The organism is Synechococcus sp. TAK9802 (genome assembly GCF_014279535.1).
In the GTDB taxonomy this organism is placed as follows: Bacteria; Cyanobacteriota; Cyanobacteriia; order PCC-6307; family Cyanobiaceae; genus Parasynechococcus.
Window position 1 is genome coordinate 830,761 of record NZ_CP047937.1, and the last position, 14,605, is coordinate 845,365.

Below are 14,605 nucleotides of genomic sequence, written 5' to 3' on the forward strand. Positions count from 1 at the left end.
CTCCTCTCAAACGGGGAACAGGCGTCGGTTCCGGTTGGCCATCGCCACCAGCGACAGCATCACCGGAACCTCCACCAGCACGCCCACAACCGTGGCCAAGGCAGCCCCGGAGTTCAAACCGAACAAGCTGATGGCCACCGCAACTGCCAACTCAAAAAAGTTGGACGCGCCGATCATCGCCCCGGGTGCCGCAATCGATCGTGGCTGCCTTGCTGAGCGCATCCAGATCGCTGTGATCCAGAAGATCAGATTGGTCTGGAGGATCAAAGGGATGGCAATCAAAACGATGGCCAGCGGATTCGCCAAGATCGCCTGGGCCTGCACCATGAACAGCAGCAACACAGTGGCGATCAACGCGCCAATCGACAGGGGCTTGAGCCACGTCTCCAACCGCTCAATCCGGCGAGTACTGCGCAGGCTCAGCCGCGTGAACCATCCGGCCACCAGGGGGACCACGACAAACAGACCCACTGCCGTGAGCATCGTGTTCCAAGGCACCAACACATCCGAAACCCCCAGCAGAAGCGCCGCAATCGGGGCAAAGGCGAAGACCATGATCAGGTCGTTCAACGCGACCTGCATCAGGGTGTAGTTGGGATCGCCGTCGCTGAGACGACTCCACACGAACACCATCGCCGTGCAGGGAGCGACGCCAAGAAGAATCATCCCGGCCACATACTCCTGACCGATGCCTGCCGGGATCCAGGCGGAAAACACGCCACGGATGAACAGCCAGGCAAGAGCCGTCATGGTGAAGGGCTTGATCAGCCAGTTCACAACGGCTGTCACCAACAGCCCCCGCGGCTGCTGGCGAATCGCTCCGATGGAGGAGAAGTCGACCGCCAACATCATCGGGAAGATCATTCCCCAGATCAGCACCGCGATCGGCAGATTGATCCCCGCAGCCTCCAGGGCCGCAATGCTTGCCGCCGCATCAGGGAACCAAGCACCAAGGCCAACTCCCGCCACGATTGCCATGCCAATCCAGACGGAGAGATAGCGCTCGAACAGACCCATCAATTCATCAAGAATTCTTGATGGGAGAACCCTACCTCCAGCAGGTTCCACTCACCAAAGGATGTGCTTTGGAATACACGCTAGGCATGGCTTAATTGCTCCTAAAGCCATCCACAAATCTCACTTAAACCACCTCAAGCACAATTTTGAGGTGGTGCCTGAATATCGATGACTGAAAAACCCATAGGCCTGTTTCCTTGGGCCATTTTGATCTTTGCGCTGGTTGTTCCAAACCCATGGAAACTGGCATCGGAACGGGCATTCGCCGAACAAAGCGTGACAACGGAACAATGCTCAAGCCGCTAGTAAGGCATGTTTGACACCTGTGAATATCAAGGTCCAAACCCAATGAGGCCGCTTGCTTTGCGTCAACATCGGGAGATGAATGCTTAAAAACACATCTCTTGATTCTCAAGTGGTGAGTGGTCATCGCGCCGCTGTGCAGTGATCGAATGCATGCGACCTTTTGGCAGTGAAGTGGAACTCAATCGGCATAACATTCAAGCCTTTTGAGGCGGAGCCATGGTTCAGGAGCGCCGCCGGCGCGGATTGGCTGGAAGCGGTTGCTGCAAGGTCTGGTCCAGAGCCAATTCCAGTGGAGCGTGAATCGGGCCTTCCTTCTGGAGCACCACAACACCATCCTCAAGGGATTGAACGCGGTAGGCCTGGCGGTGCTTCTCAATCCAGCGCTTGCTGTTGCGAAGCTGGCGCCAATCTCCTGCGAACGCCCGGCCGTAACGGTCAAGCAAATCGAGGTCCACGGCAACCCAGTCCACGCTTTGAGGCCGACCCTTGCGGTCCAGATAGTCGGTGTTGAAGGGGAAGCGCACCAACACCTCGCGGCGGGCAAGCAAAGGCACCAGCGATGTGTTCGCCGCAACGCTGGCCTGCGGAGGAATCACAGCCAAGGCACGCCGAGCCGCTGCACCATGGCTCCATTGGTCAGCCGGGCTGCTGTGCACCCATGGCTGCACGCTGGCAGGAACAAGAAACGAGAGGCTGCGGTGGGGATTGCTGGTCAATGTGAGCAGCAGAGAGAGGCTGATGGCTGCGCCCCAAGCCAGCCTGAGGCGAGGCCCCAGCTGTAAGTGAGGGCGCCGCTGCCACCAGAACAGGGTGCCAAGGGCGAAGCCAGGAACCACCAGCAGGGTGTAGCGAATGGTGATCGCAAGAGGATTGTTCGCGCCCTGGGCAAGGAACAGTCCCAACAGGCTTGGGCCCGCCAGCAGGCAGGCATCGAGGCTGATCAGGGGTAGGAAAAGAAACGGCAGGCTGTGACCAAGGAGGTAGCGAAGGGTCCCTCCGGGGGGATCCACCAGTTGCTGCAGCAGCAGGAATGGCTGAGACCACATCCGTTGGAGAACCGCAAGGCTGCTGCTGCCCTCGCTGTTGCCATCGCTGAGGTACTGACCGAAGTTCTCCACCATGAAGCGCTTGGCGTTGTCGTCTGAGAACAGCGGCATCAGAACGTTGGTGCACAGCAACACCCATCCCCCTCCCCAGCTGATCAAGGCCAAAGCCAGGGGCCAGCGTTGGCGATGGCGCACCAACAACCAGAAGCCAACCGCCACCAGAAGCACCCCCGTGTCCTCTCTGATCAGGGGCATCAGGCCGGCGGCCATCAGGATCAGCCCGGTGCGCCGTTCCACCAGGCCCAGCACCAGCACGAAGACGGCCAGAGGCAGCTGACAGAGATCCGTGAAGTTGCCGAGGGTGGGACCGATCAAGGCGTTGCCACCGAAATAGCCGTAGGCGATCCAGTTGGCGGTGCGTTCGGGCAAACAACCACTGGCGAGGCGATGCAGCACAAGACCCGCAGCAGTGATAAGGCCCACCTGAACCAACGGGAGGGCGGCTCCCCCGAGCAGCCCCAGCAATGGAGCGAAGAGCAACAGGGTTGGCGTGAAGTGCTGGCCAAGCCGTTCGTAATCCACCGAAGGCAGCTCTCCGGCATGCTCCACGTTGGTGGAGAGTTGCGAGGAGAGGGTGCTCTCGAACCAATGGCCATGCAGGCTGTTCCAAAGCACCTGCTGAAAAATGCCCTGGTCGTAGCTGGCCAACAGGACCCAGGAACGCCAGGCCTGCAGGCCCAGGCAGATGACGGCAAACAAACCAGCAGCAATGAGGACGCGACGGGACGTCAACAACGGCACCTGAACGCTTCACTCAAGCCAGCCCAGCGTTGCAGCGACTTCATCACCTGCATGTGCTGTGGAGCACCAGCGTGATCAAGACCTGAAACGGTGCATGCTCACCAAGCCGGCTCAACCCGGCAGAAGGGGTTCGCCATTGGCCCGATGGATGGCAACCACACCGGGACGGGGCGGCCGGCCGGGTGCCTGAGCCGGCCAATTGGAACCCAGCGGCACCTGACGCAACTGCTGGAAGGATGCGCCCTCACGATCCACGAGCTGGTGCGACTGGAACTCAATGCCGCCGGAGACCCGAGCACCATGGACTTCACCGGGGTGCTGCACCGCCAGGAAAAGGCTGCTTTCCTCTTGATCCAGGCAAACCCCAGTCAGTTCGCATTCCATGGGCCCGGTGGCGAAGCAAAGGGCTGAGCCCCCATCCCGCGGCACCCACCAGCAGCTGTTGTTGCCGAACACATCGCCTGCTGCGGACTTCATCGAGCGATCGGTCACGATCCAGAGATTGCCCTGTTGATCCAGGGCCAGGTTGTCGGGATTGGTCAGCCCAAGGCCGCCAGCCCAGGGCTCGCCGCCAGTCACAGCCATGGTCCAGCGGAAGCCACGCTCCCCATACTCCGTCAGTCGCATCACCCAGCCGTGGCCCCAGCTGCTCTGGCCCTGCGGACCACAGAACACAGCCGGATCGGCACCACCCTTTCCGCCGGGAGAACCCGACGTGAAAGCAATCAGCAGGTCACCAGTGATCGGATCAATCTTGGTGTCTTCCGGTCGGGCCGTTGGGGTGGCACCGATGGCGCTGGCGGCCAGATGCGCGTCGATCAGGATGGCTCCCTGGAGAGCTTCACCCTCTCCGCGATACAGATCGCCCAGCGTTCGGAACTTCCGGGCATAGGCCGCAACGGAGGCGTCGTCGCGAAACAGCTCGGCACCGGCGCGGTCGCGGTCGCGGTGGGGCAGCTCCACGGGGCAGGTGAGATTTGCTTCGCTGAAACGGCTCGGCCGAAAAGGATCCACCACGGCGTCCGGCGTCAAGGACAACCACTCGCCGGAGCCATCGGCATGAAAGCGGGCCACTTGAAGCTCACCGTCCTCCAGCAGCCTTGAATTCGCTTTGTCGGCAAGGTCGGTGAGTGTGCCGCTGCTGACAAATCTGTAAAGGTGCCCGCCGCGGCGATCACAACCCGAATACACCTGCAGGGGCCGACCTGCCTCGGCCCTCACCGCGACGGCCTCATGGCGGAAGCGGCCAAGAGCCGTGTGTTTGCGGACCGCATGGCCTGGGCGCTGCGGATCAACCTCCACCATCCAGCCGTATTTGTTTCCCGCCAGGCCGTAAACATTGCCCAGACCAGCCAGCTTCCCTTCGCGGCAGAGAAAGGGGCATGCCGATGGAGGCACAGAGCTGCCATCGGCATACACCGCCTCCGGAACCTGCGACTGGATGTTTTCTTCGGCGCTCAGCACCGTGCCCCAGGGGGTGGTGCCACCACCGCAGTTGGCGAAGCTGCCAACGATGCCATCACCGAGGCCATCGTCGTAACCGAGGCGCTGTTGGGCCCGGAAAACCGCCGCAGCGGGGCCGGTGCTGACCAACCGCTGGGTGGGATCGCTCAACCCCGTAATCCCGGTGATGCGCCGATCAGTTGCTGCGTCGGCACGACTCCAATGCCCCTGGGAGTCACGTCGCAAACTCATCACCCCGAAACCCAGATCGGTCATGGCCTGATCAGCCACACCGCGAATCAGGCCGAGGAGGGGATCCCCAGCCGTCAGTGGTGTGCAATCGATCTCCCCATCTGCCGGTGCCAACTGCTCCACCAGGCGGGAAAACGGAATGGCTTGACCGATCACATCCTCGAAACCCTCAGTCCAAGGCAAGGCACTGATGTATTCGAAATTGACCGTCATCGAGGCGTGATCAGGCCCGTGCTGAACGAAACCCAAATGGTCGTTGTTAAAGCCAAAACGGCTTTCTCCGAGGGGATCGCCCCAGGCCGCCAGCAGATCAGCGCGAAATCCCTCTGGCAGCGCGAGCCGGTCTTCGAGAGAAATGTCGCGATAGACGTTGTGCTGCTCGGACGCCCTTAAACCATCGCCCTCAACGGGGAGCGGAACAGGAACGGGGTCAAACGGTCGACTCCGCACTACACCACGTTGTGCCGATGGAACGAGAGAGCCTTCAGAGAACACGCGTGCTGTCACCATGCCGGCCGTGCCAAGTCCGAGCAGAGACAGAACAGAGCGGCGGCGCAACGACATCGGCTTTGGTGAACTAAGCGATCAGCGGTTGAGTGGCGGGGCAACGATCACTGCCACGGATCTAGATCAGACCCCGACGCACGAAGGCATCAACAACGCGGTTGTAATTCTCACCATCCAGTGGTGAATCAGCCAGTTCGCCTAAAGCTTCACGAACCAACTGCTTAACGTGCAGATCAGGAGGGGCGCTAGAAGGATCTTCAAGCGGGGGTGAAGCTGCAGGCATTGGGCGACAAAACATCGACCACACTTAGTTCAATCCGCACGAAATACACGTGCCTTGGAACACACCAGCCCAGAAACCCTTAACGCCTAATCCTCAGATTCGGCCGCCTGCATGGTTGAAGCTTTCTGGTCATAGATCTGGCGCCATTCATCGCTGGTTTTGCAGTAGCGCCCATGCTCAACAACATGCATGGTCTGAATGACGCACACAACGGAGACGAACACAGCAGGAATCAGCCAAACCGGACTGGAAAACGAAAAGTGTTTGAACATCACTCCACCTTCAACTCGCGATCGTAAATCTCATCATTCTGAGTGGTCCATGCGGATTCGGTTAAGCAACCTCGGTCATGGAGATCCTGATGTTCCACAAACAACCAGACAGTCCATCCAAGCAAACCGGCTGCAACCAAAAATCGCAATCCACGCAGGAAACCTTGAAGACTCATCTCACAACTCTACCAGAATCAATGGTGAGACGAGACACAGAGATATGAACGTGTCGCGGAACACACGCGACAAAGAATTTCATGACTGTCGAGCCCAGGGCAATGCGATGGAAGATGGGAAATGATCAAACCAGGCAGTCGTGCGAAGGGTCGTGCTGGCGTTGATGCTGTGGTCCGTGCTGCCCGCACAAGCAGCAACCCCCATACGGTTGCAGGTGATTCCTTATCAAGTGAACAAGCAAGCCTTGCCTGTGTTGCCGGCCTTGCTTGCTCCACCGCCAATGATCACCGAGCAGGCCCAGCCAAGGAAACGAAGGCCAGCACAGAGCAGAGGTTGGAACAGCGACGATGACTTTGACTGGTTGATGGATTAGGTCTCGACCCGCCTGGGGATCAGGCAGCGGAGTGACTGTCGTCTTGCTGTTTGAGCAAGACGGCCAAGCGGTTCAGAAGAGGAATCGTGTCGTCCAGCAGGGCAACATCAGGATCTCGGCCGGGGTCGTAGGGAACATCCTCTGGCTTTTGCTGCTGCATTTCCTCCAGCAGGTCGATCAAATCAATCACCGCTGGGCGCAAATCATGGAGCGCCTCGCCGATATCCGTGACGTTCATCCAGTAACGGCTGCGGCGAATGCTCGCCAATCGCATCGCGAAAGAATCCTGAAGGGCTTGATCGCTCAGGTTTGACGCCATGGGCGACAGGGCAAAACACCCTGAAATCAACCTTGAAACCTTGGCATGCCCTGGTTAATGACACGTAAAAGAAGGCATAAGAGCAAAAGCCGTTGCACAAGCCAAGCGATGCCAAACGACAATCAATGATTCCGTTGCACGACTTCAACGCAGCCCATTTCGAACGGGAAGCAATTGAATCTGTACAGCTATTGAGGCGTTAATGCAGAATTTTCTCTCTTCAACTGGAGCAAAAGCTGCGCCTTATCGTAGCGTTTTTTAAAACCAGCTTTTAGAGCCGAATGCTGGGCCATGAGCTGGGCACGGAGGCCATCCCGTCGCTTCACCTCCTCAAAAACAGAATCACACAGCAACCAATAGAGCTCAACAATTCCTAATTCGCGGGCATAGTCTTCCTGCTTGCGCAAAAGGCTTGCAACCCGCTTGAAGCAGTCGGGCGTAGGGAAAACGTGCTTGCTCTGAGATGCCTCGATCTCAGCCTTACAACAAGCCAGCATCAAATCAAGATTGCTTTTGTTCTCTGGAGAATTCTTCACAGCCGTCCAATCTTGCTTCTCAACGCCGCGCACTTGTGGAAACATCATCACCAAAACCTCGGAAGGAGTTTTGCCCGCGCCCTCGCCTCCTAACGACCAGTCAAGTTCAGAATCAACAGCCTCCACCAGAGTTGGTTGAGGAGGTGCTGGCGGGTCTTCCAAACCCACCAATGCTGAAGACGGTGATACCTCAGAAGCTTGTGCTTTGAGCTCAGCGGATCGCGAACCTCGAAAGCCAGTCACCCTGATGGGCCTCACCTTCTTGCACCTTCGAGCTATGCGCTTACCAACCGCCTTGGAGAGAATAAAAGCAGTCGCCAGGACAGCCAGCAGAAAAGCAAGCAACTCCATTGAGGAACTGAGTGAGGAACGCCAAAACAACGTGGCGAAGCCTACTTTGAGATCGCACAACCTGATGTTCTGACCAACAGCAAGGGAGGATCAGCGTGAAGGCCCAGAACCACGGCGCATGGAAGGAGCGATGCGGAGAGGACAAACCCTGCCTGGCTAGTTCGCTTCCTCAGGCGGGCAAGAAGCAAAACGAATCGAACTGATCCTTTGCACTTTGGATCGGAGCCCATTCAGAACAGTGCCAAGGTTGCCACCACCCAGTTTTTGCTTGCGCTTGTACTGAATCACTTTCAAATCACCGTCATTCTGTTCTGCGAAATTTCGAGCGGAAATGTATGTCTTGATTTCATTGATCACAAAACTCTGATCCACAGCATGCTCGCGGACGACGACCGACGTGATCGCATCAACCATGTCCCGAATTTCCTTGCGGGCCTGATCAGCGGGACTCACCAGCCAAAAACTGTGTCACTGGATACAGTTTAATGCAGCCAAGCACTCCGAAATCAGCACTCATACCTAAGGAGTCTGACCTCAGCGGCAGCGGCTGCCATCAAGCTTCTGCTTGGCCTTCTCGGCCTTTCTGATCAGCTTCTGCGCGGAAGAGCGATCAACGCACGCTCGAGCCTGGAGCTCCAGGCGATGCAGCTTGAGGAATTGCTTCAGCGGATTCATAACAACCTCCTGTTAACCAATCATTAACCTGTAACACGGCATGTCGCCAGGGGGTACATACCGATTCGGGTTTCTTAATCACGCTGCAATCAAGCCTTGACCTTCAGGCCGTAAATAGAAGTGATCTGGGCAGGATCCCTTGCAAGACCCACTCTTGAGATCACCGTTCTGGTCTTGGCTGCTGGCAGCTGGCATCGTGTGGGGACCAGGGGCGGTCGCACTTCACCTGCAGCACAACGGCGTCATGCCGATCCCCTCTGATCAAGCGTTAACGGTGAGCCAGAAAAGCCAGGACATAACCAATCAGTAGGCCATTGCCGAAGGTGAGCCAGAGGAACTGGTATTTGCTCAGGCCAATCGACTTCCTGAACCGCTTTGTGGCGCTTTTATGCCAACTGAACATCGAATGCGTAACGCAAGCTATGTATCAACAACTACACCACAGCGGTGCATGAACGCCAGGCCCAGCATTCGGCTCTGAAGGCTGGCTTTAGAGAGCACTGCCACGAGGCCAAGCACTTGCTGGAGAAGCAGGCGTGACGACTCAATTCATCGAATGATTGGTTGTCACCTCAAGCGACCGACATCAATGGTCTGAGCCAGTTCAACGACGGGCCAGGGCGTACTGATCTCTCCACAGGATCGCCTCCACAGGGAGCACCTCCCAGGGCTGAGGAAGCTGAAGGCCAGCATGAACCGCACGGTGCCGATGCTCACTGATCCAAAGCAAAGAGCCCACAACCCAGTTGGGGAGGTTGGCCAAGAGCCGGGCCTCGAATTCCTGGTCCGTCTCATGCTCGTCGTAAAGCAGCACCGTCATCACCTCACGGTCATCCATGGTCCAGCGGACCAACCAGGTGAGCAGTGGCTCTGGTATCAGCGACTCCCGAAGATCGAAATTTTCCTGAATGGCATGCACCATCTCGTGGCGCAGCACCCGCTCGAGGTCCTGATCAGCACGATGAACGTTGGCATGACAGAGCTCAATCAGATTCGTGCCCGTGATGTAGCCACCCATCAGGCCCGGTTGCTCGCGGCAGTCACGGGGACTGTCGACAACACTCACACCGGACAGCGCCAGGAAAACAGATAAGCCGAGGTCCCACATCTTTCATCCTCTTAAACATCCCTTAAGCATCCAAGCATTGATCTCGCGCGTCTCAACATCCGCTCAACAAAGCGTTTCCTGTCTTTCCGTTCAAGCTCGACCTATGAGCACTGGTCGGTGTTGCGCCTGCAGGTGTCACCTGCCTGATGGATCAACAGGACAGATGTTGTGACACGACCAGCACCTCACGCAGAAACACAAGCTCGAGGGACCGACATGGAAGAAAGCGGTTGAGCTCCACAAGCTGGATGAAACCACACTGTTGTTGTGGGAGCTCTTTTGCTGCTCCTGATGGAAATTGCCGACCTTCTGCTGAGGAGGATCGTTAAGAAGGCTTATCCGCACGCCTACAAGCTTATGGCGGGGCAAACCGAGACCAGCCCTTAAACAGCCGTTGAAGATCTCTTGGTTGGCTCAGCGAACTGGATCGGCTTTGAATCAAGGGGTTGCGACCCGAAGGGATATGCCCACTGGCCCGGTGAGACCAGTTGCCCCACCCAACCCAGATCCGATCTTTCACCACGTCAAAGCGGGAATGTCCGTGATCATCAAGAACACAGACGAGACCTGGCAGATGGCTGACGTGATTCACGTTATCGGCAGCCCGCAAAACCCCAAAGTCCCATTGTTCTTCCAGGTGTCCTATGTGGACACCCACGTCACCAACTGGGTCAAGGCTGACCTCGTCACCCACATCGTTCCAAGGCTCTGAATTGTTGCCATCCTTGGAAGAGCTCGATGGCTCTGATGGGAAAGAACAAGGGCAAGACCGTAACGGTCCAACTTTCAGACGAGACGGCAGCCATGATTGACCGCAAGCTCAAGCAGTGGTCGCTGAAAAGTTGTAGCGAGGTGATTGAGCAAGTTCTTGGCTGGTACGTTCAGCCCTCAGATACCAAGGTGGCTCGTCGCAGAATCACAGAGCTGCTCTAGGAGCCAACCGGTACCCAGCGGAGCTGGGTTGACATGCCAAAGAAGATGGCCTCGGCTCCAAAGGGTTAGAGGTCTATACATACAAGGATCGCCTAGGCGACAATGTCCATGCACTGGCTTCAAAAACAGCCGAGAAAGACTTCCTCAGGCGCTTAACCTCGCATTTGATCGAGCTGTATGAGCTCCCGCAGCAAGAAAAAGGCTCATACAAGAAAACCTCCCACTGAGGGGGAGGTGATTTCTCATTCTCACGCCTAGCGGAGCTTAGAGCGATTGACTCCGCACATTCATATTGCCTGGACGAATCCTTGATGGAAGCAATGCTCTGAATATATTTCGATATCAGAACACCACCTAAAGCGCAGAAACCAATCCCCATCAAGTTGCCGTCAATGAGGACTGGATGATCTGCCAGCCAACGGGTCGCTCTCCCGTGCTGCCGCGATGACTCACTCTGCCGTAAGAGAAGTCTCCGCAGATCTCCTTCATAGGGAGTCTCCCGTGCCACTGCATACCATTTTTCGGAGACCTTTGGGATCAAGGATTTCTTCCATGAAAGTCCCATAAGCCTGTAGCGAGGGCTACGGAGATTTGGCATGTGAGCCGTTAACGGCTACGTAGTCAACGCCATAGGCGCGACACCATGAGGGAAATGGGCTGGGCTCAGGAAGAGGGCTACTCGGTCAGGTTTCGGCGTCAAGCAACTCAAGCTCCACTTCACGCCCTTTCAGCCTGTTGAGCATGTCGCGGCTGTGATCGATGGGCGATCCGTAGTACTCGAAGTCCATCTGGAACTGCGGCAGAACAGAGCGCAAACCACGGCGTTTCTGCCTTGCCAGATAGCGATGAAAGCGGTTGAACGACCTCGATCGACTCATGGAAACTCCTTCAATCGTGTTTCCGTTGTAAGGCCCCTCCAGGGGTGAGAACTGTGTTGAAACAAACCATCGAGAAAGCTTTAAATGCGCAAAAAAAACGCCCCTCGACGGGACGCTTGCTTGCCGATGAGTGGCGCCAGTTCAGCTGGTGTAAGCGACTCCCCGATAGGTACAAGACGCAGAAGCACGGGCAATGGTGGGAGAGAGGTGGGCTGAGGTGTCGACACCGCGATAGGCGGTGGCACGCAGATGGGCCAGTTGAGCCTCAGTGAGGCGTTGCTTGCGCAGGGTTGCGCGCTTGACGAGGTCGAGAGGTGACATGAACGTCTCCACAGTGTCTGGGTCCCCGTTGCATGACCCAGATCGAACTGCACCTGCAAATAGCAGGCCAACGATGGTTCAAGTTTATCGAGGACGATCAATGATCAGCGTGCTGAGCAACACCGGAGCGGCTCAATAAGCAACACATTTTCAACCGCTATTCGTCTTTCCGTACTTCATCTGACCCAACGCCATAGGCAAGGCATAGCCTCGCCGCGGGCATCACGCCAACGCCAAGGCTCCAATCAGGTCCGAAGAATCCATAGCCATCAGGGCTTGGAGAACTTCATGGGAAGTCTTGGACACCCAGCGTCCATTGTCTTTGTCTTTTACGTGCAGCAAAGAGAAACCGACAGTGGTGCGGCCATCGTCACTGACGTGATTTTCAAAATAGTGATCTTGGTCAGAGAAAGAACACAGGAATCGGCAAAAGGCATTGAAGAGCTCTTCATTTGCGCAGCCGTCATCCCAGCAGCTGACCTCGATGACCGCATGGGCTATATCACCATCAAAAGAGGTTTCCTTCGTGAACAGACTTTGGATCTCCTGACCAATTCCCTCAAGGGCCTCCTCTTCTAAAATGCCATCACCTTGGTAATCGAGACAGATTCTTCCCAGCTCCTCACATCCGTAATTACAGAGCGGCTCCTCCTCGATGTCGAGCAACTCATCCCGGTCAATCACCCCAAGAATTTCACGAGCAAAAGACAAGCACAAAGTCTTCAGATCATCGTGATCAGAAGCACCCTTGACAGATACACAGCCGTAAATTTGATCAGACATAGCGTAAAAATTAATTAGCGAACAGTTATCGGCAACAAGGGCGAGCAATCACCGAGGCTCAGGTAAGCCAAGCGATCGCCTCTCCGCAAGAAGGGTCGTTACCCAAGAAAACAGATTAATTCTTCCGACGAGAGAATTATAGCGTGATTTCTCAAATTTTTAAACCCCTAATGGATATTTTCCCGAACAAAATGGATAATTTGTAGAAGCCTCTCCAAAAAAGGTGAATCACGCAGGCAACATTAAGGTGTCTTCCAACTCTGTTCAGGTCAAAACATTCAATGTCAGATCAGAATTACCTTGCTTCTCTGCGGTGTTAAGCACATCAAGGCCATGCATAGGTCATGGGAAATCGCCTCATAACTCCCAGCCAGCTGTCACTGTTCAGCATCAGCCCAGTGATCGGGGCCTGGTGGGAAGAGTTGCAGGCGCAGAATCTGTTTGACGGCAGCAAACCGGCGGTGAGTGAGCTGGATCAGCAGCTGTTTGCTGATGGCCTGCGCCACGAGCAGGTGTTGCTCAGCAAGCTCGAAAAAGAAAGCCGCGGCATTGCCCGGCTGCCCGGCAAACAAACGGAAGCCGATTACGCCGCCACCCGCCAGGCGATGACAGAGGGGGTGGAGTTCATCCACCAGGCCTCGCTCTGCAATGAGGAGATGCGCGGCAGTGCCGACCTGCTCAGGCGCATTGATCGCCCTTCGTTGCTTGGGGAGTGGAGCTACATCCCAATCGAGTGCAAGCTCGCCAGCAAACCGAAAACCACCTTCCTGGTGCAGGCCTCGGCCTACTGCGAACTGCTCACTCCATTGCTGGGGCATCGCCCGGATCAGTTCGAGCTTTATCTGGGGGGCGGCAAGTTTCAGCCCTATGGCACCGATCAGTTCTGGGCTTGGTACCAACTACTGAGGCAGCGCTACCGCCAGTTCCGCGAAGGCTTCGATCTAGCGGTGGTTCCCGAGGATGTACCGGGGGATCACGGCGGCTGGTCGACGTTCATCGAACAACGGCTCGAAGACGCCCGCGATCTGATGCTGGTGGCGGGCATGCGCCAGAACCAGCGCCAGAAACTGCGCGCTGCTGGCATCACCACGATTGAAGACCTCGCTGCCGTTCCCGCTGGCACAGCCATCCCAGGGCTGAATGGAGAAGCCCTGCATGAGCTGCGCCAACAGGCCGAACTCCAGCTGCAGCCTGTGGATGCTGAGGGCCGACCGGCCTATCGCCTGCGGCCGATCGAAACCGGTAAAGGCCTGGCGGCTCTGCCGGCGGCTGATGCCGGCGACATCTGGTTCGACATGGAAGGCATCCATGACCCGGTGGGCGGCAGCAAGCTCGAATACCTGTTTGGCGCCTGCTACCGGAACACCCCAGGCACCAAGCCGTTGTTCAAGGCGTTCTGGGCCCACAACGAAGCGGAGGAAAAACGCGCCTTCGAGGGGTGGGTGGATTGGGTGGAGGAACGGCGGCGCCAGTTCCCGGGCCTGCGGATCTACCACTACGCCGCCTACGAGAAGACAGCGATGCGGCGCTTGGCGCAACAGCACGCCACTCGCGAAGCCGAAATCGATTCCTGGCTGCGCAGCGCACTGCTGGTGGACCTGCTGCCGATCGTGACCAGCTCAATCGTGTTGGGGGAACCCAGCTACTCGATCAAGAAGGTGGAGCACCTTTATATGAATGCCCGCCAGGCGGGGGTGACCAACGCCGGTGATTCGGTGGTGGCCTACCTGCACTGGCAAAGCTCCGGAGAACCCGCCATCCCAGGCGATGCGCCGAAGGCCAGCCCCAAGCTGCAGGCGATTGAGGACTACAACCGCGAGGAACTCGGTGCGCCGGCCGAGGAATTGTTTGATGAGTTTCCCGACACGCCGATCGCCGCCGCCAGCCTGGGCCAGGTGTACAAGGCCCGTCTGCAGGGCCAGCACTGGGTTGCGGTGAAGGTGCAGCGGCCCAATCTCACCTTCATCCTGCGGCGGGATTTGGTGTTGATCCGGGCTTTGGGGGTGATGACAGCGCCGCTGCTGCCGCTCAACCTCGGTTTCGGGCTGGGCGGAATCATTGATGAGTTCGGCCGCAGCCTGTTTGAGGAGATTGATTACGGCCTGGAAGCGGGCAAGTTCAAAGCGGTTGATTTCGACAACTTCGACGAATTCTTCTAAGCCCTTAAGCGAAGCCGCTGTTCTGCTTTGTCGGGTTTAGTCCTCGGTCAGAATGGAAGCGCTCC

Annotated in this window: 14 protein-coding genes and 1 pseudogene; 3 read left to right on the forward strand and 12 right to left on the reverse strand. The window is 57.1% G+C overall.

Annotation, left to right across the window (positions count from 1 at the left end; translation table 11 throughout):
• Positions 1 to 6 precede the first annotated feature (6 nt).
• The 9 genes from arsB to SynTAK9802_RS04760 all read right to left on the reverse strand — a co-directional run bounded on the left by arsB (position 7) and on the right by SynTAK9802_RS04760 (position 9,466).
• Positions 7 to 1,017 (reverse strand): ACR3 family arsenite efflux transporter, encoded by a 1,011-nt coding sequence (gene arsB / locus SynTAK9802_RS04720; RefSeq protein WP_186497533.1) that lies wholly within the window; start codon positions 1,015 to 1,017, stop codon positions 7 to 9.
• A gap of 527 nt (positions 1,018 to 1,544) precedes the next feature.
• Entirely contained in the window at positions 1,545 to 3,170 is a 1,626-nt protein-coding gene (locus SynTAK9802_RS04725; protein WP_186497535.1) for a DUF2079 domain-containing protein, read from the reverse strand.
• 111 nt (positions 3,171 to 3,281) lie between these two features.
• Positions 3,282 to 5,429: a PhoX family phosphatase gene (locus SynTAK9802_RS04730; RefSeq protein ID WP_186497536.1), complete on the reverse strand. Its 2,148-nt coding sequence runs from the start codon at positions 5,427 to 5,429 to the stop codon at positions 3,282 to 3,284.
• 312 nt (positions 5,430 to 5,741) lie between these two features.
• On the reverse strand, positions 5,742 to 5,927 hold the full coding sequence (locus SynTAK9802_RS04735; RefSeq protein ID WP_186497537.1) for a hypothetical protein: 186 nt from the start codon (positions 5,925 to 5,927) through the stop codon (positions 5,742 to 5,744).
• Positions 5,928 to 6,496: 569 nt separating this feature from the next.
• Positions 6,497 to 6,796 (reverse strand): hypothetical protein, encoded by a 300-nt coding sequence (locus tag SynTAK9802_RS04740; protein ID WP_186497538.1) that lies wholly within the window; start codon positions 6,794 to 6,796, stop codon positions 6,497 to 6,499.
• Positions 6,797 to 6,984: 188 nt separating this feature from the next.
• Positions 6,985 to 7,683, reverse strand: coding sequence for a hypothetical protein (locus SynTAK9802_RS04745; RefSeq protein ID WP_186497539.1), 699 nt, complete (start codon positions 7,681 to 7,683; stop codon positions 6,985 to 6,987).
• 156 nt (positions 7,684 to 7,839) lie between these two features.
• On the reverse strand, positions 7,840 to 8,136 hold the full coding sequence (locus tag SynTAK9802_RS04750; RefSeq protein WP_186497540.1) for a hypothetical protein: 297 nt from the start codon (positions 8,134 to 8,136) through the stop codon (positions 7,840 to 7,842).
• 81 nt (positions 8,137 to 8,217) lie between these two features.
• Positions 8,218 to 8,358: a hypothetical protein gene (locus SynTAK9802_RS04755; RefSeq protein ID WP_186497541.1), complete on the reverse strand. Its 141-nt coding sequence runs from the start codon at positions 8,356 to 8,358 to the stop codon at positions 8,218 to 8,220.
• A gap of 604 nt (positions 8,359 to 8,962) precedes the next feature.
• Positions 8,963 to 9,466 (reverse strand): hypothetical protein, encoded by a 504-nt coding sequence (locus SynTAK9802_RS04760; protein WP_186497542.1) that lies wholly within the window; start codon positions 9,464 to 9,466, stop codon positions 8,963 to 8,965.
• Between the two features lie 463 nt (positions 9,467 to 9,929).
• On the opposite strand from SynTAK9802_RS04760, the gene SynTAK9802_RS04765 reads away from it, so the two are divergent.
• Together SynTAK9802_RS04765 and SynTAK9802_RS04770 are read left to right on the forward strand one after the other, a co-directional pair.
• Entirely contained in the window at positions 9,930 to 10,178 is a 249-nt protein-coding gene (locus SynTAK9802_RS04765) for a DUF3104 domain-containing protein (RefSeq protein WP_186498020.1), read from the forward strand.
• A gap of 26 nt (positions 10,179 to 10,204) precedes the next feature.
• A complete protein-coding gene (locus SynTAK9802_RS04770) occupies positions 10,205 to 10,399 on the forward strand; it encodes a hypothetical protein (protein WP_186497543.1) in 195 nt (64 codons plus the stop codon).
• Positions 10,400 to 11,082: 683 nt separating this feature from the next.
• Here the strand turns inward: SynTAK9802_RS04770 and SynTAK9802_RS04775 are convergent.
• From SynTAK9802_RS04775 to SynTAK9802_RS04785, 3 genes are all read right to left on the reverse strand, one after another.
• Positions 11,083 to 11,277, reverse strand: a complete 195-nt coding sequence (locus SynTAK9802_RS04775) for a hypothetical protein (RefSeq protein ID WP_186497545.1) — start codon at positions 11,275 to 11,277, stop codon at positions 11,083 to 11,085.
• Between the two features lie 141 nt (positions 11,278 to 11,418).
• Positions 11,419 to 11,598, reverse strand: coding sequence for a hypothetical protein (locus tag SynTAK9802_RS04780; RefSeq protein ID WP_255487855.1), 180 nt, complete (start codon positions 11,596 to 11,598; stop codon positions 11,419 to 11,421).
• A gap of 222 nt (positions 11,599 to 11,820) precedes the next feature.
• On the reverse strand, positions 11,821 to 12,429 hold the full coding sequence (locus tag SynTAK9802_RS04785; RefSeq protein ID WP_186497547.1) for a hypothetical protein: 609 nt from the start codon (positions 12,427 to 12,429) through the stop codon (positions 11,821 to 11,823).
• Positions 12,430 to 12,725: 296 nt separating this feature from the next.
• On the opposite strand from SynTAK9802_RS04785, the pseudogene SynTAK9802_RS04790 reads away from it, so the two are divergent.
• Positions 12,726 to 14,522, forward strand: a pseudogene (locus SynTAK9802_RS04790) (TM0106 family RecB-like putative nuclease); the annotation flags it as partial.
• Between the last annotated feature and the right edge of the window lie 83 nt (positions 14,523 to 14,605).